The sequence below is a fragment of the Variovorax sp. CF079 genome (genome assembly GCF_900101545.1).
GTDB lineage: Bacteria > Pseudomonadota > Gammaproteobacteria > Burkholderiales > Burkholderiaceae_C > Variovorax.
This window is the reverse complement of record NZ_FMZU01000022.1, coordinates 38,656-65,508: the sequence shown is the minus strand read 5'-3', so window position 1 is coordinate 65,508 and position 26,853 is coordinate 38,656. Positions and strand designations below refer to the sequence as shown.

The following is a 26,853-nucleotide window of genomic DNA, read 5'->3' as shown; positions in this document are numbered from 1 at the left end:
CACGACAACCCCCTCAGGGTTTGCCCTCCGCGCTAGCATGCACGCATGGCACACGACCACGACCACAGCGAGCTCGGCGAAATGGACCTGCGCGTGCGCGCGCTCGAAACGGTGTTGACGCAGAAGGGCTACATCGACCCCACCGCGCTCGACGTGCTCATCGACACCTACCAGACCAAGATCGGTCCGCGCAACGGCGCCCGCGTCGTTGCCAAGGCCTGGACCGATCCCGCCTTTCGCGACTGGCTGCTGGAGGACGCGACCGCGGCGATCGCCTCGCTGGGCTACACCGGCCGCCAGGGCGAGCACATGGTGGCGGTGGCCAACACCGACACGCAGCACCACATGGTGGTCTGCACGCTGTGCAGCTGCTACCCCTGGCCGGTGCTGGGCCTGCCGCCCACCTGGTACAAGAGCGCGCCCTACCGCTCGCGTGCAGTCAAGGATCCGCGTGGCGTGCTGGCCGAGTTCGGCGTCGAGCTGCCCGCTTCGACCTCGATCCGCGTGTGGGACTCGACGGCCGAGGTGCGCTACCTGGTGATCCCGCAGCGGCCGGCCGGCACCGAAGGCTGGGGCGAAGAGGCACTGGCCGATCTGGTGACGCGCGATTCGATGATCGGCACCGGTCTGGCCAGCAGCCCGGAGACTGCGCCATGACGTACGCCACGCATGCCGATCTCGGCGGACGCGAGATGCCCGGCGCCATCGTGCCCGAGCCCGAAGGCGAACTCTTCCACGCCGGCTGGGAGCCGCGCGCGCTGGCCCTGACGCTCGCGATGGGCGCCACCGGCTCCTGGAACATCGACGCCAGCCGCAGCGCACGTGAAACCCTGCCGGCCTACGCACGGCTGAGCTACTACCAGATCTGGCTCGCCGCGCTCGAGATGCTCATGGCCGAGCGTTCGCAGGTCCTGCCCGATGAAATCGCTGCCGGGCGCATGCTGCATGCGGCCGCGCCCATCCGGCGCGTGCTGCATGCCGCCGACGTGCCGGCCGCGCTGGCCAAGGGTTCCGCAACCGAGCGCCCGGCGACTGCACCTGCGCGATTCGCCCTCGGCCAGCAGGTGCGCACGCGCGCGGGCCATGTCGACCACCACACTCGCCTGCCCGGCTATGTGCAGGGCAAGCTCGGCACCATCGAACGCCTGCACGGCATGCACGTGTTCGCCGATGCGCACGCGCAGGGCCTGGGCGAGCAGCCGCAATGGCTCTACACCGTGGTCTTCGACGGTGCCGAGTTGTGGGGCGCTGAGGCCGAACCCGGACTGCGCGTGTCGGTGGATGCCTGGGAAAGCTATTTGACGGAGGCCGCATGAGCGCCTCGACCACACCGCTGTTGCCCGGCATGCGCGTGGACGGCGCAGAGCCGGTGTTTCGCGAACCGTGGGAGGCGCATGCCTTTGCGCTGGCCGTCTCGCTGCACCAGCGCGGGCTCTTCACCTGGCCCGAATGGGCCGACGCGCTGGCGCAGCAGATCGGTGCCGCGCAGGCAGCCGGCGATGCCGACCTCGGCGACACCTACTACCGTCATTGGCTCGCCGCACTGGAGACGCTGGTGGCTCGCAAAGGCGCAAGCTCCGCCGATGAACTGACGCGCTACCAGCGAGCCTGGGACCGCGCGGCCGATCGCACGCCGCATGGGCAGGCGATCGAACTGCGCGAGCAGGATCTGGGCTGAGGGCTCAGCCCTTCTTCCCGCCGAACACCAGCAGTGCCCCGCCCACCACGATCGCGGCCACGCCGGCCCAGGTCGGGAAGTTGACGTCCTGCTTTTCCTTCACCGTCAGCTCGATCGGTCCGATCTTGGCCTGATGGGTTTCCTTGGTGAAGCTGAAGCCGCCCAGGCCGATGGCGGCGATGCCGGCGACGATCAGGATGAGGCCGACGATGCGGGTTACGTTCATGGGGGGATCCTCCGGGATTGATGCTAGCCCGACTTTAGCCGCCCTCAAAGCGGCAGCACGCAGCCGGCGTCGCCGCGCTCCAGCCACTCGGCCAGCTCGTCCGCCAGCCGGCGCGCCTCCTGCGCCGCGGTGCTCCACGCCTTCATGCGTGCCGGCGCATCGTTGCCGTAGCGCACGAAGTCGTTGCGATCGGGCAGCTTGCCGTTCGGCAGGCTGCGCACCCATTCCGGGTCCGGCGCCAGCACCACCGTGCGTTCGAGAAAACGCGTGGGCTTGTGACGCCACTTGAGTCCCTTGTCCAGCCAGCCCGGCACCACCGCCTTCTGGAAATGCGGGTACAGCACGACGCCGTCGGTGTTGCTGTAGTTCAAGTGCAGGTGGTAGTCGGTGATGCCGCCGTCCCAGTAGGCGCCGGGCGGCGCGCCGGGAATGTCGTGCACCGCCTCCAGCATGAAGGGGATCGAGCACGAGGCCTGCAGCGCGAGTTCGAAGTTGGCGTCGCTGAGCTCGACCTGCCGCGTGCGAAAGTCCCGCGTGGCGAAAGGCAGCGCCGCACCGGCGCTGGAGAACACCACGCGCTCGAGCCAGGCGCCCAGGCTCTTGCGGTGCACGCTGTTGGTGATGAACGCCCCCAGGTAGCCGACCGGCGTGCGTGCCCTGCCCTCGCGCCCGAGGATATGGCGCCCGCGCGAGGTGATCACGTGCAGCTTGTAGCGCGGATGGCGCAGCACTTCGCCGGCGCGGCCGCCGTAGAAGTTGCGCAGCCCTTCGCCGAATTGCGCGCTGACCTGCTTCGCCGTCATGCGCTTCTGGCCCGGCGGCACGTCGAAATGCTGATGGATGTAGCCGTGCTCGAACTGCTCGAAGGCAGTCTTCGGATCGTCGAGGCAGGCGTTGGCGAGCCGCCAGGCGCCGATCGAGGCGCCGACCAGATCGATGGGCTGCGTCGACTGCGGCAGCCACTCGCCGAACAGGAAGCGATCGATGGGCCCGAGGATCAGGCCCTTGGGACCGCCGGCCGCGCCGGGGATGGTGCGCACATCCTGCGGATGCAGGCCGTTTTGGGCGATGTGTTCGCGCGCGAGCGGGCCGGCATGGATGCGCAGCGCTTTCACGGCTTGCCGACCAGGATGCCCTGGCCCAGCCTCTTCAGCAGCCAGCCGATGCAAAGGCATCCGGCAAGCGTCGCGGCGACCACCGCGAGCAAACCGAAGGGGCCCGCACGCGACACCGCGGAGGCGGTGAAGCCGGTGCTCTTCAGCACCTCCAGCATCGCGACGTTGCCGACGAAGATCGCGAAGGTATTCCTCCCCACGAAGGCCACGGCCCGCGCCAGCAGGCCCGGATTCGAGCGAGCAGGCGCCGCGCGATCGGCCGCAACGGCGGCAACCAGAAGCAGCAGGGAAGCGATCGTCACGGTCGACGCCAGGTAGGCGGAGTGTTCGCTGGGAGATTCGGTTTCGAAGGGCGCTGCGAGCAGCAACAGCACGGCCGCCATGACAAGCCCCGGCGTCCGGCGGAACTGGCCGCGCGCCAGCGCGATGCCCATGACCACATAGGGAATCCAGTAGATGAAGAGCCGGTCGCCGACGGCCCCGATCCACCGGTGGTCGAGGAGCCAGTACCCGGCGAGCACGTTGAGCGCGACGCCTGCGACGATCACCGGCAGGGTCGGCACCTGCGCCACGCAGCGCCGCAGCAGTGGAAAAAGCAGCGTGAGCTGGAACAGGATGACGAAGTAGTACTGCCCCGACCATCCATAGCCGCCAAACCAGCCGCCGACGATGGTGTGCAGCGGCGTGGCCGACCAGCGCGAGGCGTAGAACTTCTCGATGTAGAGCAAGGTCCACGCGAGGTACGGAACGGCCAGCTCGACCATTCGCTGCACCAGGAAGCGCGCATGCGTTTCGGGGCGCCGGCGAGAAAGCGCCTTTTCCAGATAGAAGGCCCAGAGGCCGACGAACACCGGCACGCCGAAACGGAACACGTCGTGAAAGGGCAGGCCCGCGTGGATGCAGACGACCCCCACGATCGCGGCGGCCTTCAGCCAGTCCGCATGCAGGTCGCGCACGCCGGCGGCGGCAGCGGTGGCAGCAGGGACAGCGGCACCATCCAGGCGCGTGCCGGCGCGATCGACCGTGTTGTGCGTGTCCGGCATGAGGCTCCTCGGGTTCGGCCCGCTACTTGCGCAGCCCCTGTAGCTTGGCGAAGGCGCTGGCCATCTGCCCCGCCGGCTGCAGCGCGTTGTCGCGGCGTGGGCCCTGCTGGCCGCGCCCTGCCCCTTCGAAGCGGTTCTCGCGCGGACCGTCGCGCCGCGCCGGCGCCGCATCGAGCTTCATCGACAGGCCGATGCGCTTGCGCGCCACGTCGACTTCCATCACCTTGACCTTGACGATGTCGCCGGTCTTCACGACCTCGCGCGCATCGTTGACGAACTTGTGCGAGAGCTGGCTCACATGCACCAGGCCGTCCTGGTGCACGCCGAGGTCGACGAAGGCGCCGAACTGGGCCACGTTGCTCACCGTGCCTTCGAGCACCATGCCTTCGACCAGGTCCTTGATGTCCTCGACGCCGTCGTTGAAGCGCGCCACCTTGAAGTCGGGGCGCGGGTCGCGGCCCGGCTTCTCGAGTTCGCCGAGGATGTCCTTCACCGTGATGACGCCGAACTTCTCGTTCGCGAACAGCTCGGGCTTGAGCGTCTTCAGCATCTCGGCGCGGCCCATCAGTTCGGTGATGGGCTTGCCGGTCTTCTCGATCATCTGCTCGACCACCGGATAGGTTTCGGGATGCACGCCGGTCAGGTCGAGCGGGTTGGCGCCGCCGCGGATGCGCAGGAAACCCGCGCTCTGCTCGAAGGTCTTGCCGCCGAAGCCGCTGACTTCGAGCAGCTGCTTGCGCGTTGCGAACGCGCCGTGGGCCTCGCGCCAGCGCACCACCGCCTTGGCCACGCCGGCCGACAGGCCCGAGACGCGCGACAAGAGCGGCACGCTCGCGGTGTTGAGGTCGACGCCGACCGAGTTCACGCAATCCTCCACCACCGCGCTCAGGGTGCGCGCGAGCTCGCTCTGGTTCACGTCGTGCTGGTACTGGCCGACGCCGATCGACTTGGGGTCGATCTTCACCAGCTCGGCCAGCGGATCCTGCAGGCGGCGCGCGATGCTCGCCGCGCCGCGCAGGCTGACGTCGACGTCGGGCATTTCCTGCGAGGCGAATTCGCTCGCGGAGTAGACCGAAGCGCCGGCCTCGCTCACGACCACCTTTTCGACCTTCATCTCCGGCGCCCCCGCCTGAGCCGCCATCTTGGCCAGCAGCTTGATCAGGTCGCCCGCCAGCTTGTCGGTCTCGCGGCTCGCGGTGCCGTTGCCGATCGCGATCAGGTTCACGCCGTGCTTGGCGCACAGCTTGCCGAGGGTGTGCAGCGAGCCTTCCCAGTCGCGGCGCGGTTCGTGCGGGAACACGGTGGCGGTGTCGACCAGCTTGCCGGTGGCGTCGACCACCGCGACCTTGACGCCGGTGCGGATGCCCGGGTCCAGGCCCATCACCACGCGCGGGCCGGCCGGCGCGGCCAGCAGCAGGTCGCGCAGGTTGTCGGCGAAGACCTTGATCGCGACCTTCTCGGCCTCTTCGCGCAGCCGGGTGAACAGGTCGCGCTCGGTGGACAGCGAGAGCTTCACGCGCCAGGTCCAGGCCACGCACTTGCGGATCAGGTCGTCGGCCGGGCGGCCTGCATGGCTCCAGCCCAAGTGCAATGCGATCTTGCCCTCCGCGATGCTCGGCTTGCCCGGCTCGGGCTCGACGGGCAGCACCAGCTTGGCATCGAGGATGTCCTGCGCGCGGCCGCGGAACACGGCCAGCGCGCGGTGCGAGGGCACGCGGCCGATGGGCTCGTCGTAGTCGAAGTAGTCGCGGAACTTGGCGATGTCGGCGTTGTTCTCGTCCTTGCCGGCCATCAGGCTGGACTTGAAGAGGCCCTCGGCCCAGAGCCATTCGCGCAGCCGCTGCACCAGCGCCGCGTCTTCGGCCCAGCGCTCGGAGAGGATGTCGCGCACGCCGTCGAGCACGAGCTGAACGGTCGAGAAGTCCAGCCCGTCCGCAGCCGGCTTGACGAAGGCCGCGGCCTCCTCGGCGGGGTTCAGCGTCGGGTCGGCGAAGAGCTTGTCGGCCAGCGGCTCGATGCCCGCCTCGCGCGCCATCTGGCCCTTGGTGCGGCGCTTGGGCTTGTAGGGCAGGTAGAGGTCTTCCAGTTCCTGCTTGGTCGGCGCGGCGTCGATGGCGGCGCGCAGCTCGGGCGTGAGCTTGCCCTGCTCCTCGATGCTCTTCAGCACCGCGGCGCGGCGCTCTTCGAGCTCGCGCAGGTACGACAGACGCGCCTCGAGTTCGCGCAGCTGGATGTCGTCGAGGCCGTCGGTGGCCTCCTTGCGGTAGCGCGCGATAAAAGGCACGGTGGCACCGCCGTCGAGCAAGTCGATCGCGGCCTTCACCTGGTGCTCGCCGACCTTGATCTCGGCCGCGAGCTGGCGAATGATTTTCTGCATGTCTGAGGGGGGTCCCTGGCTGACGACGCCGTGGGCGCCTTGCGGGTAAAGCGCGGAAGTTTGCCATAGGGCCTGGGGTCACAATGCCCCGGCCATGCGTATCTTGAAGAAACTCCTGCGCGCACTCGCTGCCGCCCTCCTCGTCCCCTTGCTGCTGTTCGAGGAATGGGGCTGGGAGCCGCTCGCCGCGCTGGCTGCCCGGCTGGCCCGCCTGCCGTTGTGGGCGCGGCTCGAACGCGCGGTGCAGGCCCTGCCGCCCTGGGGCGCGCTGCTGGTGTTCCTGGTGCCGGTGCTGATGCTGCTGCCGCTCAAGCTGCTCGCGCTCTTCCTGCTGGGCCGCGGCCATGCCACCAGCGCCGTGCTGCTGCTGGTGGGCGCCAAGCTGGCCGGCACCGCGGTCGTGGCCCGGCTGTTCCAGCTGGTCGAGCCGGCGCTGATGCGCATCCCGTTGTTCGCGCGCTGGTATCCGCGCTGGAAGCAGTGGAAGGATCGCGTGCTCGGCTTCGTGCGCCAGAGCGCGCCCTGGCGCGCCGCCCGGCGCTTGAAAAACGGCGCCCGCCGCTGGTGGCGCAGCCTGCGCCGAACGGCCTGAGAATATTTCACCCGGGTAGATTGCATAACTCGTTTTGTCCGGGTATTATTCGCCGCCATGCCTTCTTCCGAATCCACCCTCACCGCCTTCGCCGGGTTCAGGCGCATCGCTGCCGGCCCGCGCGCCGAGGTGATCGCCCTGCTGCGTGCGCGCGCCGACGAGCCGCCGCCTTTCGTGTTCGACGACAGCACGGGCGAGCAGCTCGATCTCGATTTGCGCGAATCCGCCAATACCGTGTCCGAAAACACGAAACACGATGAACACGCGACGCGCGGCGTCGGCCGCCCCAAGCTGGGCGTGGTGGCGCGCGAAGTCACCCTGCTGCCGCGCCATTGGGACTGGCTCAACCGCCAGCCCGGCGGCGCCTCGGTGGCGCTGCGCCGGCTGATCGACGAGGCGCGGCGCGTGCACGCCGACCGCGATGCGGAGCGCGCGGCGCGCGAAGCCACCTACCGCTTCATGACCGCGATCGCGGGCAACCTGCCCGGCTTCGAGGAATCGACGCGCGCCTTGTTCGCCGGCGACCGTGCGCGCTTCGAAGAGCTCGTCGCGCCCTGGCCCGAGGATGTGCGCCTGCATCTGCACAAGCTGGCGGCGAACGCCTGGAGCGCCCAATGAACGGCGACACGCCCGCGACGACGGTCGCCGAACCGGTGCCACCGGCCCCGCACCTCAACCCGCGTGCGGCGGCCATGGCCTCGCGCCCGCTGTGGAAGACCTTCCTGTTCTTCCTCGCGCCGATGCTGCTCAGCAACATCCTGCAGTCGCTCTCGGGGACGCTCAACAACGTCTACCTGGGGCAGATGATCGGCGTCGGCGCGCTGGCGGCGGTGTCGAGCTTCTTTCCGGTGATGTTCTTCTTCATCGCCTTCACCATCGGCCTCGGCGCCGGCGCCTCGGTGCTGATCGGCCAGGCCTGGGGTGCGCACGAGCCCGAGAAGGCGCGCGCCGTGGCCGGCACCACGCTCACCGTGGGCGTGCTGTTCGCGCTGGCCGTCGCGGTCTTCGGCGGCACCTTCACGCAGCCGATGCTGACAGCGCTGGGCACGCCGCCCGACATCCTGGCCGATGCCACGGCCTACGCGCGGATCATCCTGATCGCGATGCCGGGCCTGTTCGTGTTCCTGCTCTCCACCGCCATGCTGCGCGGCGTGGGCGACACGGTGACGCCGCTCTACACGCTGATGATCTCGACGGTGCTCGGCCTGATGATCACGCCTGCGCTCATCCGCGGCTGGTTCGGCCTGCCGATGCTCGGCGTGGCGAGCGGCGCCTGGGCCACGGTGATTTCCTTCGTGGTCGCGACCGCCTGGCTGGCCTTTCACCTGCGGCGCACGAAGAGTCCGCTCGCGCCGGACGCCGACTTCGTGCGGCACCTGCGCGTGCGGCCGGCACTGCTGAAGGCGGTGCTCAAGGTCGGTGTGCCCACCGGCGTGCAGATGATCGTGGTCTCGCTGGCCGAGCTCGCGCTGCTGTCCTTCGTCAATGCCTACGGTTCGAGCGCCACCGCGGCCTACGGCGCGGTGAACCAGGTGGTGGCCTATGTGCAGTTCCCGGCGATCTCGATCGCGATCACCGCCTCGATCCTCGGCGCGCAGGCCATCGGCGCCGGCCAGGCGCAGCGCCTGGGCGCCATCACGCGCACCGCGCTGCAGATGAACCTGGTGCTGACCGGCGGCCTGGTGCTGCTGGGCTATTTGTTCTCGCGCCCGCTGATGGGCTTCTTCATCACCAGCGAGCCGGTGATCGAGGTGGCGCAGACGCTCTTGCACATCATGCTGTGGAGCACGGTGATCTTCGGCATGGGCGCGGCGCTGTCGGGGATCATGCGCGCCAGCGGCTCGGTATTGGTGCCGACCGCGATCTCGATCTTCTGCATCGCGCTGATCGAGGTGCCGGTGGCCTGGTGGCTGAGCCATCGCATGGGGCTCAACGGCATCTGGATCGCCTACCCGGTGGCCTTCATCGCGATGCTGACGCTGCAGGCCAGCTACTACCGCTTCGCATGGCGCAAGAAGACGCTCCGCAGGCTGATCTGAGCGCAGGCAGCACGCGGCCGGTGCTCTATTCGTTCCGCCGCTGCCCCTATGCGATGCGCGCGCGCATGGCGATCGCCGCGAGCGGCCAGCGCTGCGAGCTGCGCGAGGTCGTGTTGCGCGACAAGCCGGCCGAGCTGCTGGCTGCATCGCCCAAGGGCACGGTGCCGGTGCTGGTCGACGTAGACGGCATGGTGATCGACCAGAGCCTGGACATCATGCTGTGGGCCTTGCGGCGCAACGACCCCGAAGGTTGGCTGCAAGCCGAAGGCGCCACGCTGGACGAGATGCTTGCGCTCGTCGCCGAATGCGACGGCGAGTTCAAGCGGCATCTCGACGGCTACAAGTACCCCGAGCGGCATCCGGGCGCCGATGGCGAGGCGCATCGCGCGCAGGGCGCCCTCTTCCTGATGCGGCTCGAGACCCGGCTTGTCGTCACGCGCTGTCTGCACGGCGAGCATGCAGCGCTCGCCGACATCGCGATCGCGCCGTTCGTGCGCCAGTTCGCGCAGGTCGATGCAGCCTGGTTCGAGGCCCAGCCCTGGCCGCGGCTGCGGGCCTGGCTGGCCGCGCGGCTCGATGCGCCGGTGTTCACGCAGGTGATGGCCAAGTACGCGCCCTGGCGGGCCGGACAGCCCGGCATCGCCTTTCCCGGCCAGAGCCTGCCGGTTTCCTGAAGCGATCAGCGCGCCACGCCTGCGCCGGTCAGGGCTGTGACGCGGTTCTGCGGCGTCAAACCGGCGGCGGGGGCGCAAAAAGAAACTCGAGCTTGCCCGCCCGTGCGCCTTTGGCCTTGGGCGAGAACTGGACGTTCACCACGCATGAAGCTTGCCCTGCGAACGGGCCGCGCACTTCGCACGACCCTCCGGGGGCGCGGCGGCCGTGGCCGGGGCACCCAGCGTCAGCCCCAGCAAGGCACCCGCCAGAGGGCGGAAACGGGCGAGAACCAAGCGCATCGCCATGGTGAGCCTCCTCATCGAAGGTCGCACGTCGCGTTGTCGACGTGATGCAATCTAGCTAAGCTAGCGCCGTTGCCCTGCGGCCGCAATGGCCGGCCAGTTGAAAAAGACTGCGCTCTCGCCCATGCTTGCGTCAGGAGGTACCGGCCATGAACAAGCGACGCACCCTCCTGATCGGGGCGCTAGCCGCGGTGCTGGCGATCGGTGGCGGCGCCCGCGCGCAACCCGCGAAGAAGGCCCAGGCGGCCGGCACCGAAGCCACGCTGCGCGACACTATCGCCGAGTTCGAGAAGGCCTGGAACCGGCACGACGTGAAAGCCTGGCTGGCGCTGATGACCGATGACGTCTGGTTCACGCAAGCGCAGGACTTCTACGAGCGCATGAAAGGCAAGAAGGCGGTGAAGACCACCTTCGAATACGACGTCAAGAACACCGACCTGAAATGGGAGGTGAAACGCGTGCGCATGATGCCCGACGGCACCGCCAGCGTCGTGCTGCGCCATGTCGGCCTGATTCCGCCCAAGACCGATGGCAAATACAAGCGCGAGGACGTCAGCGATCCGAGCTTCAGCCGCTGGCGCTTCGAGGGCGGCAAGTGGCGGCTGTTCTTCTTCACCTCCCACAAGGGCTGGGCGCTGGCCGAGATGAAGAAGGACGGACTGGAGTAGCGGCCTACTCGAACACCTCATCCCCCGTAGGCTCGAAATGCGGCACCGCATTCATCCGGTGCCGCAGCTGCGAAAGCTCCCAGTACATTCTCTTGCGCGCGCGGCTCTGGTTGCCCAGCGGCCGATGCTCGGCAATCGTGTGCCACGGGTTGTATGAGAGCCTCTTCGCGAATTCCATCTGCGCCGGCGAATCGAAGGTCTGGCGCGGCAGGCGCAGCGTGGCCACCGTGATGCGCGGCGACAGCTTCTCGGGCCACAGCACGCCGGCGTTCTCGATCGGCATCCGATGCGGGTCGGTCTGCATCTGCAGCCGAATGTCGAACTCGACGTCGCCCTCGGCCAGCGAAGCCACCATGGCCTGGCGCAGGTAGTCGTCCGGTGGGCGCAGCGGCAGCCGCGGGATCGGCGTGCGCTTCTTCGTCTTCGGCCAAACCGAGTACTGCATCGCCTGGCCTTCGCCCATCAGGTAGGGCACGCAACTGAAGTACGGCGCCTCGAAGGGACTGGACTGCGTCTTGATGAAGAGCGACTGCATGATCAGGTCCAGCACGTGCGAGTCGCGGAAGTTGACGAAGTAGAAGATCTGCGCGTTCTTCACGCTTTCGATCTGCAGCGCCGCGTTGGCCTTGGCATCGGGCGTCACGAAGGTGGGCGTGGAGACGCCGAACATGTCCAGCGTGTGCTTCTCCTCTTCCATCAGCTTCGGGCCGGGCACGCCCAGGAGCTTGATGCTGATGCTCATGAAGCCGACGTCGTCGATGTCGGGCGTGATGTAGGGGCCGGGCCCCGAGAAGCGCACCCAGGCTCTGAAGGTCTGGGGCCTGGCATAGATGCCGCGCTTCATGTGCTCGGGGATGTCCTCGTGCACGGTGAACTCGCCGCGCACGATGCCCTGCGTCTTGGTGTTGCCGCCGCGCTCGAAGCCGCCGGGCTTCCAGAGGTCGCCCATCTGCCGGGTGAAGCTCCGCACGATCGAGTCGGTAAAACTCTCTTCGTCGACCATGAGCTTCTCTTGCGCGATCGCGAGTCCTTCGTCGGGTCGCCGGCTGTTGATCAGCGCCGTGGTCAGGCGCGCGAGCGGATCGCGCAGCACCGCGTCGAAGGCCGGGCGAACGAAGGGGTCGAACCTGCGTTCCAGCCGCAGCAGGGCCAGGCCCGAATCGCTGATGAAATTCTTCAGCAAAGAACCCGTGTTGGCCCGCGGCGCGGGACGGCTGACATTCGAATTCATGGCTGCACCTTTGACAGATAGCGCAAGGCACGGATGCCGGGCAGGAAGAAATAGGCACCGCCTTGCACGGTCACGAATTGCGGAAGACCCGTCAGGCGCCGATCGGGCCCCGAGGCCGCGGGTATCGAGAAGCCATCGGTCGGCATGCCGTCCGCCCCCGCCAGGCGATGGCCGAGCAGCGGATCGCCCTCGCCGGGCAGGGCGTCGAACTTGGTGCCGGCCAGCCAGGCGCCCTGCACGAACTCGAACTGGCGCGCGATGTTGGCGCCCAGGCAGATGAAGTGCAGTCCCACGTCTTCGCCCGGGGCTCCGCCGTACTCGCGGCCCCGGCGCAACAGCCGGTGGAAGCGCGTCGAGGCGATCAGGTCGTTGCGCAGCGCGTCCGAACCGAAGCCAAGCCTGCGCACGAGGCGCGAGATCGGATCCGACCAGCCGGGCGGCAGATCGGCATTGCGCGGATTGCTGCGGCGGATGTGCGCACCGAAGGGACAACGCAGGCCTTCGGGATCGCCGTCGTAGGTGAAGGCATTGAGATCGTCCGTCTCGCCGGACACCTCCACCAGCGGCTTGCCTTTCTTGGTGCGGCCGACCATCGTTTCGGCCAGCTTCTCGCTCAAGGCAGCGTCGCCGCCGGCCTGGCCGTCGACGAAGCGCCAGAAGCCTTCGACGTCCTGGCGCAGTTGCCGCATGACCAGGTAGCTGCCGTTGCGCCCGAGATCGGCCTTGTCCGCGTCGTCCTCGGCGCGCGGCAGCAGCGCCGCGGGATCGCGCGCGCGGTCCAGCAGGGGCCGATCGGTATAGGCGCCGTACTCGTTGGGATAGCCGAGCAGGTACTCGCCGAGGCACGACAGGTTGGTGTATTCGAACTGTTCCTCGTCGTGCGCCGCGCGTTCTCGCTCCCAGTCGATGCGCGGCTGCGAGATGCCGTCGACGAAGCCGAAGGGTTCGACGCCGTCCATGTCGGAGGTACTCAGGCAGTCCAACTGCTCGAAGCCCGCCTCGCATTGCGCACGGATGGTCCGCAGCCACTCGTCGAGCTCGCCGGGCACCGCATAGAGCATCACCAGCACGTGCGGCATGCGGTCCTGCGCGCCGCCCCACTGCCAGCGCGCGGGGTCGTTCGCGCCGAGGTCGCCGAGCCGCCGCGCGCGGCTCTCGTCGCTGCTCATGCCGGCCAGGAACTCGGCCGAGAAGCCTTCGACGATGTCCTCCGCAGCGCCCAACGCATGCAGGCCCGCGCAAGTGAAGGCGATCTGCACGGCGGTCCGGGGCGGCGGCTTGCGCGTGATGGCGCTGGTGACCGGCGCGTTCGCGAGCCAGGCACGCGCGGCCCCGGCATCGCGGATGCGCAGCAGCAGAAAGCAGGCCTGCGTCAGGTGCTTGTAGCCGAAGCGCACCAGGCCCTGGATGTCTTCGAACTCGATGCTCATAGCAGCCTCAGCCATGCGAGCACCTGCGCATCGCTCATCTCCACGCGCTCGAAGCCTTCGCGGATGCGCCGGTTGCGGTCCAGATCGGCCAGCGTGAGGCCGGGGTAGGCCTTGTACCAGACCTGGGTCGGCAACTGGTGGCCGCGCTGGTAGTACTTGAAGCGCAGCTCATGGCGCGCGCCGCCCTTGATGAGCCAGTCGGTGCGCGGCCAGCCGAAGCCGTTGCTGAAGATCAGGTTGAGGCCCCATGCGACCTTGTTGATGAAGTCGTCCATGTAGCTTTCGTGGCTGCCGTCGTAGCTGCTCGCGAACAGCACGCGGGTCTTGTCGTCGAGAAAGACCCAGTGCGCGAAATGGATGGTGCGCACGCGCCCCAGGTGGCCGCGGCCGAACACATGGCGACAGGCGTAGGCGATCAGCACCAGCAGCAGCTGCACCAGCCAGCGCCGGAACAGGCCCGGCTTGACCGGCCCGAGCGCGGTGAAGCTGTTGCTCAGGTCGTGGTCTTCGAGCTCCTGCATCTCGCGCACGGCGGCTGCGCGCGGCCGCGGACAGTATTCGGGGTCGCGCTTCTCGTGGCGGCGCAGCAGCACCAGGAAGACCGGCAGCAGCACGATCAGCAACGGCAGCAGTACCAGCCCGGCGAGCGGCAGGCCGATCGCATGGAGGAGATTGCGGATCTGCCAGTCGAGCGGCGTCTGCGCGGGCGGAGTCAGCACCAGGCGTCCGGCGGCCTGCTCGGCGCGCGCGAAGGCCAGCAGCTGGCGCCGCATCGTTTGCGGATCGACGGCGGCGTCGGTCACGCCGCGCGGCACCCGCGCCGACAAGGCGCGCTGCAATGCGCTCTCTTCGCGGGTCTGCTGCACGGTGCGCCCGATCCAGTTGACGTAGGGCGCAGCCACCGGCCGGTCGTGTTCGATGAGCCAGTCGAGCAGATCGTCGCGCGGATCGAGGGCCTTGCAGTGCGAGAAGATGCGGCGCAGACCCTCGCCGGCGCGCTGCACCAGCTCGGCCAGCTGCTCCCGTCCGGGCCCGTCGCAGTCGCCCATGAACACCAGATAGATGGGCAGCCTGGGCCGCGGCAGGCCGAAGACCTCGAGGTCGGCCATGGTCGCATCGCCAAGCACGGCGAAGCGCGCGAAATGCAATCGCGGGAAGGCAGCAAAAGGCAGCAGCGCATTGGCCGGGTCGACCACACCGGGCCTCACGTTCATGGTGGCCAGCAGTTTCCGGAGGCTGGCTTCGCGGCCGGGGGCGATGGCTGCGACCACCATGAAGTGTGATTGGGGAGTCACCGCATCGGCGTCGCTAGAACTTGAGGCAGAAATCGATCAGCCGCTCTTTGCCCCAGTACACCTTGCCGAGATAGAAGCCCGGAGAGATCAGGCGGATCTCGTCGCGGATCCAGTGGGCCACCAGTGAGGTCTCGGAGTAGTCGAGCACGATGCACTCCTTCTGGTCCAGCCAGCTGTCGCCCTTGTAGACCTTGGCCACGATGGCCTGCACGCCGAAGGGGCTGACCTTGTTCTTCAGCACGCCCTTCTCGGCATCGAACACCTTCCCCTGCCATCCGAAGAAGTTGATCATCTTGGCGATGGACTCGGTGTAGCGGGTCCCGGGCGCGATGATCGCGGTGCCCTCGGCTTCGCCCGAGGGAATGTCGCCCGGCGGGCTGGCGCGAAAGAGCTCGTCGAGCTTCTCTTGCGACATGTCGAGCAGTTGCTGTACGTCATAGGCCATGGTCTTTCCCCTCGTTGAAGACCCGTCGTTCACAGAGTGTCGGCCCTGGGTCGGGAGGCCGTCAACTTGCCGAAAGTGGTGTGCGCATCGCTGTGCGCAGCACCGCATCGGCCGCTTTCTCCGCGATCATGTAGACCGCGGCCGCCACGAAGAAACCGGGTATGCGCGGGAAGGCCGAGGCATCGACCACACGCAGCCGCGGCACGCCGTGCACGGCAAAGGCGCTGTCGAGCACGCCGCCCTTCTCAGGCGGGCCGATGGGGCAGGAGCACGAAGCGTGATGGCCCCATGCCGTGTTGCGCACGTAGTCGGCCAGCGCCTCGTCGCTCTGCACGGCCGCCCCCGGCGCCAGCTCCTCGGCGATCCATCCCTTGGCGAGCAGCGGCGCCGTCATCCGGCGCACGAAGCGGATCGCCTGCACCACGGCACGCAGGTCCTCGCCCGCCTGGTCGTCGCCTTCCTCGAAGTAGTGGAAGTTCACGAGCGGCGTGTCGCGCGGATCGGCCGAACGAAGGCGCACGGTGCCGGCGCGGTTTAGCGTATGCGCCTTCAGCACGGCCCAGGTCAGCTGGTCCGGCTGATCGCGAACCCGCTTCGAGAAGCCGGGGAAGTAGCCCTCGAAGCCTGCCAGCAGCGCCATGCAGAAGAGGTCGGGCTCCTGTCCGGTCCGATCGGCCGTGGCCGAGCGGCTCACCACGCCGAGCGCGGCGCCGTTCGAGGCATACATGCCCGATCGCTCCTCGTGCCAGTGGCGCCACAGCGTGTCGTCGCGATCGAAGCGCGCACCCTCCAGCACCTCCCAGGGTTCGCGCATGCGGTGCGTGACGGCGACCTCGTAGCGGTCCTGCAGATTGCGGCCGACGCCGGGCAGGTTCTTCTGCAGCGGAATGCCGTGCGCCTCCAGTTCGGCGGCCGGGCCGATACCGGACAGCATCAGCAGCTGCGGCGTGTTGAATGCGCCGCCGCACAGGATCACCTCGCGCCGCGCGCGCACGTCGCGCCGCACGCCTTCTGCGCTGCTGGGTGCCGCATGGGCCCGGTACAGCCGCTTGCCTTTCAGGTACTCGACGCCGCAAGCCGCGCCGTCGGCGTCGAACAGGACGCGGGTGGCCAGCGCATCGAGCTCCAGCTGCAAGCGGCCCGGATGCCTGGCCGCCACATCGAGCAGCCGCTCGCGCACGCCGGCCCGCCGGTGCTCCGAGGTGGCGAGCGGCGTGTAGCAGATGCCTTCGAAGCTGCCCGGCCGCAGGCGGCGCGTGTTGGGGTCGCCCAGTCCGCCGCGCAGCCAGCGCAGGGTGCTGAGCAAGGGCGTGGGCAGGCTGCTCGTGAAGACGCTGGCCGTGTCGCGCAGCACGCGCACCAGGCCCTCGTCGCCCAGCACCGACAGCGGGATCGATTTTTCGGTGCGCAGCCAGCCGCCCCATCCATGTCCGGTCGGATCGAGCCCCACATGACGCAGGGCTCGCCATACCGGCCGGTGGCGGCAGTCCTCGACGCGCCGCGCATAGCGGCGCATGCGCGAGGCGCGCCAGGAACGGTCGCCGGTGAGCTGCGCGACGTGGTTCCAGTCGGCATCGTGCGGCAGCATGAAGATCATCGCGTTGTGCGAGGTGCATCCGCCCAACGCGGCCGCGCGCGGGTACAGCACGCCCTGCCCCGCTTCGTACTTCCAATCCTTCGCCTGCCGGCCTTCGTCGGCGTAGTGGCGCACGCGAAAGTTCCAGCTCATTGCCGCGTTCTCGCAGGCGAAGGCATGGAAGGCCGGCACGTCGTAGTCCTCGGGCAGGCGTTCGGCAGCCGCGCGCGGATCGCCTCCAGCTTCGAGCAGGAAGACGCGCATGCCGGCCTCGACCAGGCGGGCCGCGAGCGTGCCGCCGCCGGCACCCGAGCCGACGATCACGTAGTCCCAGGCAGCTGATTCGGCATCGGACATGGCCTCGGCGCAGGTGATGTTCAGAAAGTCTTGAGGAAGGCGATCAGCGCGCGCTTGTCGTCGTCGCCGAGCTCCGGCTCGCGGCCGAAAGCCTTTTCGTCTTCGCTCAAGCCCTCTTGCCGGTTGAACTGCGCGGTGCCGAAATAGTGGCCGCGGTTGACCACGAAGTCGGGGCACTTGCTCAGCTCCATCATCGGGCCGCGCAGGCTGGCGAAGTGTTCGCGCAGCTGCTCGTCGGAGGCACCGTCCGGCGCGCTCTTGAGTGCGAGCTTGAGCTTGATCAGCAGCTCGCCCACGTCGCGCACATGCGAGGCCTTTTCGCCGAAGCCATCGCCCTCCGCACGCAGCTTGAGGTTGGCCAGCAAGGCCACCGGAACACCCTTCGGAATCGGCCCGAGCACGATGTCGCCGTCCTGCTCGACCAGCCACGGGAACCAGCGATGCAGCCGGCCCTGCAGGGGCTGCATCGCCTCGGGCACGAAGCCGATCGGCACGGTCACGGTGCTGCGCTCGGTGGTGCGGTCGATGAAGCCGACCGCCTTGCCGCCGAGTTCCGAATCGCGCTCGCGCTTCTCGGGCCACAGCATCTGTTCGATGGAGGCCTCGAACACCTTCAGGCGAGCCTCGACCGAAGGACTGCTGTCGAAGGGACCGACCGTGTTGTTCAGCAGGAAGGGCGCGGTAGACCAGACGCTGATCAGCGAGGGCACGCGGGTGTAGCCGCGCCCGCCGCCCGGCATGGCGTAGGGCCGCAGCTCGCCGGTGAATGGATCGCGCAGCGTGACGGTGCCGACCGAGGGCAGGCTCTTGTAGGTCTGCGAGGAGAAGTTGTCCCAGATGTTGCCCTTGATCGCGTTGGTCGCGAGCGGACTGCAGATATTGGTGCGCAGCAGGGTCACCGGAACGCGGGCTTCGGTGGAAAGGTAGTTGTCTTTCAGGAAGTCCGGCGCCTGGACGATCTTGCGCATCTGCGCCTTGTAGTCGTCGGTCTGGGTCCAGGTCCAGTAGCGCTTGAAGCAATCGACGTAGCCGGGTCCGGCGCATTTCCCGGCCGTGAGCTCGAGCGTGGGCGGCGGCAACGGCGCCTTGCTCGAATGGCAGCGCGCGCAGGTGTCGGCGAAGGCCACCTTGCCACGCTCCAGCGTGGTATCGCCGGCGGCGAGGTACTTGTCTCCGCCTGGCGCGTCCTTCAGGCGATCGGGCTTCGCCCCCTTCAGGAAGAACAGCGCCGTGTTCGGCGTGCCCGCCTCGGTCGCCTGCCAGTAGCTCGAATTCTTCTGCGCGGTGACGATCGGGATCGGGCTGATCGTCTTGCCGCCGACCACCGGATTGAAGTGCAGCAGCCACTCTTCGCTGAACAGGCCGATGTTGAGATAGACCCGGTTGAGCGCGCCCAGCAGGCCCACCGAATCGGCGCCGTCCTTCAGCACATGGGGCGTGCGAACCGTGGCCTCGGACTTGTTGAAGAATTCGGTCAGCGGGCCGCTCGTCACATAGTCGTTGAACTGCTTGTTGTCGAGCTCGCCGCCGTCGATCTTTTCCTGCCCGATGCGCTTGGCGATCTCCAGGCGCGCGACGAAGTCGTAGACCGCGTTCATGGTGCGCGGGTTGTTGATGCTGTCGGTGGAAACCAGCGAGGTGTCCATGGTGCCCTGCCGGTAGGTGTGGGCCAGCTGGTACATGTAATTCTTGCGGCCCTCGGGCTTGTTGGCGTTGTAGATGAAGAGCCGGTCCACCCACATGTATTGCGCGCCGACGGACGAACTGAGGTTCTCGAACTTCGGGTTGTTCGGATCGGCCGGCGGCTTCACCGGGCTGGGCCCGATGTGGCAGAAGCCGCAGGACATGCCCACGCGGTAGGGCCGCACCAGATCCTTGCGGTTGTAGTAGTTCGGGTCGGTGTAGTACTTCTCGGCGTCCCATTCCTTGGCCGCCTTCTCGTCGAAGGCCGGGTTGGGAAAGAGGCGCAGGCCGGCGATGCCGGTGCCCCAGCCGTAGAAGGAGCCCACCGGCTGGGTGCTGCCGTCGCCGAGCGGCTTGCCGCGCGAACCGATCGCAACGCCGGGGTACTTGCTCTCGTTCTCGAAGGGGTCGGGCGCGCAGTCCTTGCTGCGCATGTCGAGCCACAGGCCGCGGCGGTTCTTGTCGGGGCCGGTGGCAGGCTGGAAACAGGGCTCGTTGACCAGGCCGAAATATTCCCAGCGGCTGGCGCGCGAGTAGCCGAGGCTCGGATGGGTGCTGACCACCTTCAGCAGGTCGAAGGCACCGAAGGTGTAGTCGGTCATCTGGGTCCAGAAGCGGTCGTTGCCGCCGCTCCAGACCAGCCACATGTTGCGCCCCTTCTCCTCCTCGGGCGAGAGCGCGATGCCGCCGTCCATGTCGCGGAAGTAAGGCTCCGAGGCATGCGGGAACGAGGCCGCATCGCGGCCGGCTTGCTTCGCCTCATCGAACACCTCACCGGGCCGCGGCGCGTCGGAACATGCCGCGAGCAGCATGCAGGCAACAAGCGGCAACAACTTCGCGGCGTCCCAGCAACTTTGGATCATTGCCATTCCTCCTGCGTCCGACAACGTCGGTGAATGGGCAAACACGAGGCGCAGTGTCGATGCGGGGTAGTGCTTTGCCTATCGGCCATGCGCGCTAACGCAAAGGACGTAGGCCGAAGCCGATGGAAGACGCCGCGCGCTAACCCGCTATCGGGATGCAGAGGCGGGAACAGCCGAGCGATCGGGGTCGCGGCCGATCATCATCCAGGCGCTCAGTGCGCTCAGCAGCGCCAGGCCGGCGCTGAGCAGCATGACCCATCGGAACCCGGCCACGAAGGATTCCGCGACCGCCTTCTTGAGCGCCGCGGCAGCGGCCGCGTCGATGCCCGGCGGCATCTCTGCGCCGGCGAGCCTGCTGCGCTGGTCTTCGAAGAAGGCGCGGGTCTCCGCCGACGCGCCCGCCTCGCGCAGGCCCTGGGCCAGCATCGCATCGAAGGCCCAGGCCATCACCACGCCGAAAACCGCGATCGCGAGCACCGCGGCCGCGCGCGACACCGCGTTGTTGACGCCCGAGGCGATGCCCGCCGAATCCGGCCCGACCGCGTTCATCACCGTGGTGGTGAGCGGCGCGACCGTGATCGTCATGCCGAAGCCGAGCACCACCACGGCCGGAAGAAAGGCGGTCCAGTAGCTGGCGCCGACGCCCGGCACCGCGAACAGCGCAAAGCCCGCCGCCGCGATGGCCGGGCCCACCACCAGCGGCAGCCGCGGGCCGAAGCGGTCCACCAGTTGCCCGGCCCAGCCCGAGAGCGCGAACATGATCAGGATGAAGGGCAGGAGCGCCGCGCCGGCCACCGTGGCCGAGTAGCCCTGCACCTGGATCAGGTTGAGCGGAAAGAAGTAGAGCCCGCCGCCCAGCGCCGCATAGAGCAGCAGCGTCAGCAGGTTGGCGCCGCCGAAATTGCCGATGCGCAGGAGCGAAAGCGGCAGCATCGGCGATCGGACACGGCCTTCGACCACCACGAAGGCCGCGCTCGCCGCGAGGCCCGCGGCCAGCGCCCCCAGCACGGCCGGCGAGTTCCAGCCCTGCGTGGGCGCTTCGATGAACGCATAGACGATGCCGCCGAGCGCGACGGTGGCGAGTGCTGCACCCCAGAAATCCAGCTCGCCATCGGCAGCGCTGCCGCGGCTTTCCGGGACATGACGCCATACGATCAGGAGCACCGCGATGGCCATCGGCACATTGACGAGAAAGGCCCAGATCCACGAGTAGTGGTCGACCAGGAATCCGCCGAGCACGGGCCCAACCGCGGCCGTGATGCCGCTGAAACCCGACCAGGTGCCGATCGCACGCCCGCGCTCCTTCTCGGGAAAGGAGGCGCTGATCAGCGCCAGGCTGCCAGGCACCAGCAGGGCGCCGCCGATGCCCTGCACGGCGCGCGCGAGGATGAGCTGCTGCACGCTGCCCGCGAGCGCGCAGCCCATCGAGGCCAGCGCGAAGATCACGACGCCGAGGGCAAAGATGCGCCGCCGTCCGAAGCGGTCGCCGAGCGCGCCGCCCGCCAGCAGCAGCGCGGCGAGGAAAAGCGCATAGGACTCCACCACCCATTGCGCCTGAAAGGCCGTGGCGCGCAGATCGTTCTGGATCGCGGGCAGCGCCACGTTCACCACCGTGCCGTCGATGAAGGCCATGCTCGATCCGACGATCGCCGCGGCCAGCACCCAGGGCTTGGAGGCCTTCGGGCACGGCACCGCTTCGCAGCCGTGCCGGATCAGCGTGTCGTCGCCCGGCGGCTTGCCGATCTGCGTCATGAGGCGAGCGCTCCCAGAGGCTCCAGCTTGCCCAGCAGTGTGGGAATGAATTCCGAGACGGTCGGATGGATGTGCATCGCCCGCTGGAGCACGGTGTACGGTGCGCCGGCGACCATCACGTCGAGGATCGAGTGGATGACTTCGTCGCCCTCGATGCCGAGGATCGCGGCGCCGAGGATCTTCTGGCTCGAAGCGTCCACCAGGACCTTCATGAAGCCCTGCGTTTCGCTGCGCTCCTTCGCGCGGCCGACGCGGCTCATCGGCATCCTGGCAACGAGCGCGCGGCGTCCGTCCTGCATGACGTCGCGCTCGGTCATGCCGGCCCGGCCCAGGGGCGGATCGATGTACAGCGCATAGGCGGGCACGCGATCGGAGACGCGGCGGCGATCGTTGTCGAGCAGGTTGGCCGCCACGATCTCGTAGTCGTTGTACGAGGTGTGGGTGAAGGCGCCGCGGCCATTGACGTCACCCAGCGCCCAGATGCCCGGCACGCTGGTGCGCAGCTCTTCGTCGACCGTGACGTAGCCGCGCGCATCCGTCTTCACGCCCGCCTGGTCGAGGCCGAGATCGTCGGTGTTCGGCCGGCGTCCGACCGCGAGCAGCAGGTGCGAGCCCTCGATCTCGTGCGGGTCGTCCTGGCAGTCGAGTCCGACGCCGATGCCGCGCCCGCGCCGTGCCAGCGTGATGCACTTGGCGTTGAGCCGGACCTCGATGCCCTCGCCTTCGAGAATCTCCCGGATCGCCGCCGACACCTCCTCGTCCTCGCGCGAGATCAGCCGCGGGCCCATCTCCACGACGGTGACGCGGGCGCCGAAGCGCCGGTACATCTGGGCGAACTCCAGGCCGATGTAGCTGCCGCCGACCACCACCAGGTGCTCGGGCAAGGTGTCGAGCTCGAGCATGGCGCCGTTCGTGAGATGGTCGACCTCGCCCAGGCCGGGAAGGTCCGGCACATGTGCCCGCGTGCCGACGTCGATGAAGATCTCGCCGGCCTCGAGCTGCGCGTCGCCGACCCGGACCGTGCGCGGGCCTTCGAAGCGCGCATGTCCCTGGTAGACCGTGAGATTCGGCGTGCCCTTGAGCCATTGCTCCACACCCTGGTTGGAGGCCCGCACCACGGCGTCCTTGCGTGCCTTGACGCGCGCCATGTCGACGCGCAAGCCCTCGACCATCACGCCGAAGTCGGCCGCGCGGCGTGCCAGGTAAGCGACCCGCGCGCTCGCGATCAAGGTCTTGGTGGGGATGCAGCCGGTGTTGACGCAGGTGCCGCCGAACAGCTTGCGCTCGATGATGGCGGTCTTGCGGCCGGCCTGCGCCAGGCGCACGGCCAATGAAGGCCCGGACTGCCCGGTCCCGATCACGATGGAATCGTATCTCTCGCTCATTTGGATGCTGCTCCAATCAGGGAAACAGGACACTCAGGATAGATGCGAAATGCAGATAACCAAAGCGGCATGAAGCGCTACGAATCATTGGCCGCCGACATGGCGGACTCCATCCGCGCCGGCGTGCTGCGTCCCGGCGACCGCCTGCCTTCTGTGCGCCAGGCCCGCGCCAGCCGCGGCGTGAGTTCTTCCACCGTGTTCCAGGCCTACTACCTGCTGGAGGCGCAAGGGCTCGTGCGCGCGCGCGAACGCTCCGGCTACTACGTGGCCGCGGGCGCGGGACAGCGGCCTCCCGAACCCGAGGCCTCGTCGCAACCCGAGGACGATGCGGTCTCGCTCGACGTCAGCGAGCGCGTGTTCGAGATCCTCGAATCGACCATGGTGCGCGAAGTCGTGCCGCTGGGCTCGGCCTTCCCGAGTCCCCTGCTCTTTCCGCTGCAGCGGCTGGGCCGGGTCATGGCCGCCAGCGCGCAGCAGCTCGACCCGTGGAGCGCGGTGGACGATCTCACGCCCGGCAATGCGCGCCTGCGCCGGCAGATCGCGCGGCGCTACCTGGCCGACGGCGTGCACGTTCCCGTGGACGAGATCGTCATCACCAACGGCGCGCTCGAAGCCCTCAACCTGTGCCTGCAGGCCGCGACGCGCCCGGGCGACGCGGTGCTGATCGAATCGCCGACCTTCTATGCCGCGCTGCAGGCGCTGGAACGCAACGGGCTGGAGGCCATAGAGGTCCCGACCCATCCGCGCGAAGGCATCGAGCTCGACGCGCTGGAGCGCGCGATCCTGCGCCATCGGCTCAAGGCCTGCTGGCTGATGACCGGCTTCCAGAACCCGCTGGGCAGCCTGATGCCGGATGCGAAGAAGAAGGCGCTGGTCGAACTGCTGGCGCGTCACGAGGTGCTCCTGATCGAGGACGATGTCTACGGCGAGCTCTACTTCGGCGACAAGCGGCCGCCGCCGGCGAAGGCCTTCGACACGCAGGGCATCGTCATGCACTGCTCGTCGTTCTCCAAATGCCTGGCGCCGGGCTGGCGCATCGGCTGGGCCGCACCGGGGCGCCTGGCACGCGCGGTCGCCCGCCTGAAGCTGGGCACTTCGCTCAGCACCTCCGCACCGGCGCAGGCCGCGCTGGCCAGCTACCTCGAAAAAGGCGGCTACGACAAGCACCTGCGCAAGCTGCGCCGCACGCTGGCCGACCAGCAGGCCGCCTACGCCCAGGCCATCGCGCAGCACTTTCCGTCCGGCACCCGCGCCACGCGCCCGGCGGGTGGCTATTTCCTCTGGATCGAGATGCCGCCCGAGGTCGACGCGCTGGCAGTCCACCGCGAGGCGCTCGCGCAAGGCATCAGCATTGCGCCGGGACCGATCTTCTCGGCCCAGCGCGCTTTCGCGAACTGCCTGCGTCTCAACTACGGGCATCCATGGGATGCGCCCAGCGAGCAGGCGGTGGCAACGCTGGGGCGCATCGTCACGGCCGCTGCGCGGCGCTGAAGCAAGGGAGCGCCGCTCAGGCGTGGCGGGCGCTGGGTTCGCGCGTGCGCAACGCGCTGCACACCGCCGCCACCGCCGCGCAACAGGCGGCCAGCCCCAGCGCGATCACCTGGCCCTTGCCGTCGTGCGGCCCCCAGACGCTGAAGATGGCGGCCAGCATCACGGCGCCCAGGGTCTGGCCCGTAAGCCGCGCCGTGCCCAGCATGCCGCTCGCGGCGCCGCTGCGATGCGCGGGCGGCGAGGTCACGATGGTGTGGTTGTTGGGCGACTGGAACAGGCCGAAGCCCAGGCCGCACAGCGCCATGCGCCAGACGATGTCGGCATTGCCTGGCTGTGCGGGCAGCGCCGCGAGCAGCGTCAGGCCCACCGCAAGCAGGCCGAGGCCGATGCCGCCCAGCAGGCCGTCGGGATAGCGGCCGATCAACCGGCCCGCGATCGGCGCCATCACCACGATCGCCAGCGGCCAGGCGGTGATCAGCAGGCCGGCCTCCACATGCGAGCGGCCGTAGGTGTCGAGCAGCAGGAAGGGCAGCGCGATGAAGGACAGCATCTGCGCGCAGAAGGCCGCCACCGAGGTGCCCATCGAGAGCGCGAACACCGGAATGCGCAGCAGGTCGACCGGAAACAGCGGCACGGCCAGCGCGCGCTGGCGCCGCAGGTAGACGAAGCCCACCGCCGCGCCCGCCAGCAGCAGCGCCCAGGCGATGGGCTGCGCGCCCTGCCCTGCGTCGCTGCTGCGCACGCCGAGCCGGTCGGCGCCGATGAAGATGAGCGAAAACATCAGCACGTTGAGCGCCACGTCGACGAACGAGAAGCGCGCGCCGGCCGCGGCCGCCACGCGATTGGCCGGCAGTGCGCGGAAACCCAGCGCCAGCACCAGCGCACCCAGCGGCACATTGAGCGCGAACAGCCAGGGCCAGGAAGCCACCGACAGGATCGCGGCCGCCACCGAGGGCCCCGCCACCGACGCGGTTGCCACCACCATCGAGTTGATCGCCATGCCGCGGCCGAGCTGCGCCCTGGGATAGATCAGCCGCACCAGCGCCGCATTGACGCTCATGATGCCGGCCGCACCCAACCCCTGCACCGCGCGCGCCGCAATCAGCGTCGCGAGCGAATCGGCCAGCACGGCGCCGAGCGAGGCAAAGGCAAACAGCGCCATGCCCACCAGGTAGACGCGCCGGTAGCCCACCAGGTCGCCGAGCGAGGCCAGCGGCAGCAGCATCACCAGCGTGGCGATCTGGTAGGCGTTGACCACCCAGATCGCATGCGCCGGATCGGCATGGAGCTCGCGCGCGATCCCGGGCAGTGCGAGGTTGACGATGGTGCCGTCGAGCACCGCGACCGCGATGCCGAGAATGATCACCAGCATCGCGTGCCGGCGCTGCGGCAGCGGCAGGCCGTCGAGCACGGGTGTTGGCGTGCCGGTCACCGGCTCAGCGCGCCGCATAAGGCGCCGGTTGCCGACCGCCGAGCGTGAACCATGTCAACACCACCGCGATCAGCGCACCGGCGGCCATGCCCGTCACCATCGGCAAGGGCCGGCCGTCGGTGAACAGGCCGATCACCGCCATCACCACCGCGCCGGTCAGCATCTGCAGCGTGCCCAGCAGGGCCGATGCGGTGCCGGCGATCGCGCCGTGCTTCTCGAGCGCCAGCACCGAGGTGGTGGGAATGACCAAGCCCATGAAGCCGCTGGCAACGAAGTACAGCACGATCAGCACCGCCAGGCGGTCGCCGCCGGCCAGGTAGTAGGCGAACATCGCCGCCATCACGAGCCCGCAGGCGCTCACGCTGGCCTTGACCACGCGCACGATGCCGAAACGCTCGCACAGCGCGCCGTTGAGCTGCGCGGCACCGAAGAACGCAGCGGCGTTGATGCCGAAGGCCAGGCTGTAGAGCGTCGGCGAAAGGCCGTAGTGGTCGATCATCACGAAGGAGGAGTTGGCCAGGTAGGTGAAGAAACCGGCCATCGCGAAGGCGCCGATGAAGACCAGACCGAGGTAGTGCGCGTCACGCATCAGCACACCGTAGGCGCGAAGCGCGCTGCCCAGGCTGCTTTCCACCCGCTCTTCGGCCGGCCGCGTTTCCTTCAGCATCACGCTCATCATTGCGAGGCCGGCCACGGCGGCCAGCATCACGGCCCAGAACACGCCGCGCCAGCCGGCGAAGGCGATCACGCCGCTGCCGGCCAGCGGCGCCAGGATCGGCGACACGCTGAACACCAGCATCAGCAAGGACATCAGCCGCGCCGCATCGTTGCCGGTGTGCAGGTCGCGCACCACCGCGCGCGGAATCGCCATGCCGGCCGCGGCGCCCAGGCCCTGCACGAAGCGCAGCGCGATCAGGGTCTGGATGTCGGTCGCGAGCGCGCAGCCGATGCTGGCCAGCGCGAACAGCCCGAGCCCGAAGTACAGCGGCGGCTTGCGTCCCACCATGTCCGACACCGGCCCGTACAGCAGTTGCCCGACGCCGAGCGAGATGAAGAAGGCCGTCAGGCTCATCTGCACCGGGCCGATGCCGGCACCGAGGCTCGCGCCGATCTCCGGCAGCGCGGGCAGGTACATGTCGATCGCGAACGGGCCGATGGCCGACAAGAGGCCCAGCACGAGCGCGATCTTGAAGAAGCGCGATGAAGTCATGCGCTCATT

At 68.6% G+C, this 26,853-nt stretch carries 23 protein-coding genes; 9 read left to right on the top strand and 14 right to left on the bottom strand.

What is annotated here, in order from left to right:
- Positions 1 to 45: 45 nt before the first annotated feature.
- From nthA to BLS74_RS26170, 3 genes are read left to right on the top strand one after another with little or no spacing between them, the layout of a single operon-like run.
- The gene (nthA, locus tag BLS74_RS26180; RefSeq protein ID WP_093110086.1) at positions 46 to 657 is read left to right on the top strand and encodes a nitrile hydratase subunit alpha; all 612 of its coding nucleotides are present in this window, start codon (positions 46 to 48) and stop codon (positions 655 to 657) included.
- Positions 654 to 1,316 (top strand): nitrile hydratase subunit beta, encoded by a 663-nt coding sequence (nthB, locus tag BLS74_RS26175; RefSeq protein WP_093110085.1) that lies wholly within the window; start codon positions 654 to 656, stop codon positions 1,314 to 1,316. Before nthA ends, nthB begins: the two co-directional genes overlap by 4 nt.
- Entirely contained in the window at positions 1,313 to 1,678 is a 366-nt protein-coding gene (locus tag BLS74_RS26170) for a nitrile hydratase accessory protein (protein WP_093110084.1), read from the top strand. Before nthB ends, BLS74_RS26170 begins: the two co-directional genes overlap by 4 nt.
- Before the next feature lie 4 nt (positions 1,679 to 1,682).
- Here BLS74_RS26170 and BLS74_RS26165 read toward each other — a convergent pair whose 3' ends face one another.
- Genes BLS74_RS26165 through BLS74_RS26150 form a run of 4 tightly spaced genes read right to left on the bottom strand, consistent with a single transcriptional unit; the run spans position 1,683 to position 6,439 of the window.
- Entirely contained in the window at positions 1,683 to 1,904 is a 222-nt protein-coding gene (locus BLS74_RS26165; protein ID WP_093110083.1) for a hypothetical protein, read from the bottom strand.
- 44 nt (positions 1,905 to 1,948) lie between these two features.
- A complete protein-coding gene (locus BLS74_RS26160; protein WP_093110082.1) occupies positions 1,949 to 3,019 on the bottom strand; it encodes a patatin-like phospholipase domain-containing protein in 1,071 nt (356 codons plus the stop codon).
- A complete protein-coding gene (locus BLS74_RS26155; RefSeq protein WP_093110081.1) occupies positions 3,016 to 4,062 on the bottom strand; it encodes an acyltransferase family protein in 1,047 nt (348 codons plus the stop codon). The genes BLS74_RS26160 and BLS74_RS26155 overlap by 4 nt, the downstream gene beginning before the upstream one ends.
- A gap of 22 nt (positions 4,063 to 4,084) precedes the next feature.
- Entirely contained in the window at positions 4,085 to 6,439 is a 2,355-nt protein-coding gene (locus tag BLS74_RS26150) for a Tex family protein (RefSeq protein ID WP_093110080.1), read from the bottom strand.
- 94 nt (positions 6,440 to 6,533) lie between these two features.
- Here BLS74_RS26150 and BLS74_RS26145 point away from each other — a divergent pair, with 94 nt between their 5' ends.
- From BLS74_RS26145 to BLS74_RS26125, 5 genes are all read left to right on the top strand, one after another.
- A complete protein-coding gene (locus BLS74_RS26145; protein WP_093110079.1) occupies positions 6,534 to 7,031 on the top strand; it encodes a hypothetical protein in 498 nt (165 codons plus the stop codon).
- Between the two features lie 57 nt (positions 7,032 to 7,088).
- Positions 7,089 to 7,649: a DUF2239 family protein gene (locus BLS74_RS26140; protein WP_093110078.1), complete on the top strand. Its 561-nt coding sequence runs from the start codon at positions 7,089 to 7,091 to the stop codon at positions 7,647 to 7,649.
- Positions 7,650 to 7,723: 74 nt separating this feature from the next.
- Complete coding sequence (locus tag BLS74_RS26135; protein ID WP_093110156.1) at positions 7,724 to 9,070, top strand: MATE family efflux transporter; 1,347 nt, start codon at positions 7,724 to 7,726, stop codon at positions 9,068 to 9,070.
- Positions 9,037 to 9,744 carry a glutathione S-transferase gene (locus BLS74_RS26130; RefSeq protein ID WP_093110077.1) on the top strand — a complete coding sequence of 236 codons (708 nt, stop codon included), beginning with the start codon at positions 9,037 to 9,039 and terminating at the stop codon, positions 9,742 to 9,744. Before BLS74_RS26135 ends, BLS74_RS26130 begins: the two co-directional genes overlap by 34 nt.
- A gap of 431 nt (positions 9,745 to 10,175) precedes the next feature.
- Positions 10,176 to 10,694 carry a nuclear transport factor 2 family protein gene (locus tag BLS74_RS26125; protein ID WP_093110076.1) on the top strand — a complete coding sequence of 173 codons (519 nt, stop codon included), beginning with the start codon at positions 10,176 to 10,178 and terminating at the stop codon, positions 10,692 to 10,694.
- A 4-nt stretch (positions 10,695 to 10,698) separates the two neighbouring features.
- Here BLS74_RS26125 and BLS74_RS26120 read toward each other — a convergent pair whose 3' ends face one another.
- The 8 genes from BLS74_RS26120 to BLS74_RS26085 form a co-directional block, all read right to left on the bottom strand.
- Complete coding sequence (locus BLS74_RS26120) at positions 10,699 to 11,925, bottom strand: catalase family protein (protein WP_212733697.1); 1,227 nt, start codon at positions 11,923 to 11,925, stop codon at positions 10,699 to 10,701.
- On the bottom strand, positions 11,922 to 13,370 hold the full coding sequence (locus BLS74_RS26115) for a Dyp-type peroxidase (RefSeq protein ID WP_093110075.1): 1,449 nt from the start codon (positions 13,368 to 13,370) through the stop codon (positions 11,922 to 11,924). Before BLS74_RS26115 ends, BLS74_RS26120 begins: the two co-directional genes overlap by 4 nt.
- On the bottom strand, positions 13,352 to 14,650 hold the full coding sequence (locus BLS74_RS26110) for a hypothetical protein (RefSeq protein ID WP_093110074.1): 1,299 nt from the start codon (positions 14,648 to 14,650) through the stop codon (positions 13,352 to 13,354). The genes BLS74_RS26115 and BLS74_RS26110 overlap by 19 nt, the downstream gene beginning before the upstream one ends.
- Positions 14,651 to 14,663: 13 nt before the next feature.
- Complete coding sequence (locus BLS74_RS26105; protein WP_093110073.1) at positions 14,664 to 15,095, bottom strand: hypothetical protein; 432 nt, start codon at positions 15,093 to 15,095, stop codon at positions 14,664 to 14,666.
- Positions 15,096 to 15,156: 61 nt separating this feature from the next.
- On the bottom strand, positions 15,157 to 17,028 hold the full coding sequence (locus tag BLS74_RS26100) for a GMC family oxidoreductase (RefSeq protein WP_093110072.1): 1,872 nt from the start codon (positions 17,026 to 17,028) through the stop codon (positions 15,157 to 15,159).
- A 20-nt stretch (positions 17,029 to 17,048) separates the two neighbouring features.
- Positions 17,049 to 19,574 carry a hypothetical protein gene (locus BLS74_RS26095; protein WP_093110071.1) on the bottom strand — a complete coding sequence of 842 codons (2,526 nt, stop codon included), beginning with the start codon at positions 19,572 to 19,574 and terminating at the stop codon, positions 17,049 to 17,051.
- A gap of 147 nt (positions 19,575 to 19,721) precedes the next feature.
- Entirely contained in the window at positions 19,722 to 21,326 is a 1,605-nt protein-coding gene (locus BLS74_RS26090) for an MFS transporter (protein WP_093110070.1), read from the bottom strand.
- Positions 21,323 to 22,711 carry an FAD-containing oxidoreductase gene (locus tag BLS74_RS26085; RefSeq protein WP_093110069.1) on the bottom strand — a complete coding sequence of 463 codons (1,389 nt, stop codon included), beginning with the start codon at positions 22,709 to 22,711 and terminating at the stop codon, positions 21,323 to 21,325. The genes BLS74_RS26090 and BLS74_RS26085 overlap by 4 nt, the downstream gene beginning before the upstream one ends.
- 69 nt (positions 22,712 to 22,780) lie before the next feature.
- On the opposite strand from BLS74_RS26085, the gene BLS74_RS26080 reads away from it, so the two are divergent.
- A complete protein-coding gene (locus BLS74_RS26080) occupies positions 22,781 to 24,202 on the top strand; it encodes an aminotransferase-like domain-containing protein (protein ID WP_093110068.1) in 1,422 nt (473 codons plus the stop codon).
- Positions 24,203 to 24,218: 16 nt separating this feature from the next.
- Here the strand turns inward: BLS74_RS26080 and BLS74_RS26075 are convergent, their stop codons facing one another.
- Together BLS74_RS26075 and BLS74_RS26070 are read right to left on the bottom strand one after the other, a co-directional pair.
- A complete protein-coding gene (locus tag BLS74_RS26075) occupies positions 24,219 to 25,574 on the bottom strand; it encodes an MFS transporter (protein WP_244504006.1) in 1,356 nt (451 codons plus the stop codon).
- 64 nt (positions 25,575 to 25,638) lie between these two features.
- Positions 25,639 to 26,844, bottom strand: a complete 1,206-nt coding sequence (locus BLS74_RS26070) for a multidrug effflux MFS transporter (RefSeq protein WP_093110066.1) — start codon at positions 26,842 to 26,844, stop codon at positions 25,639 to 25,641.
- Between the last annotated feature and the right edge of the window lie 9 nt (positions 26,845 to 26,853).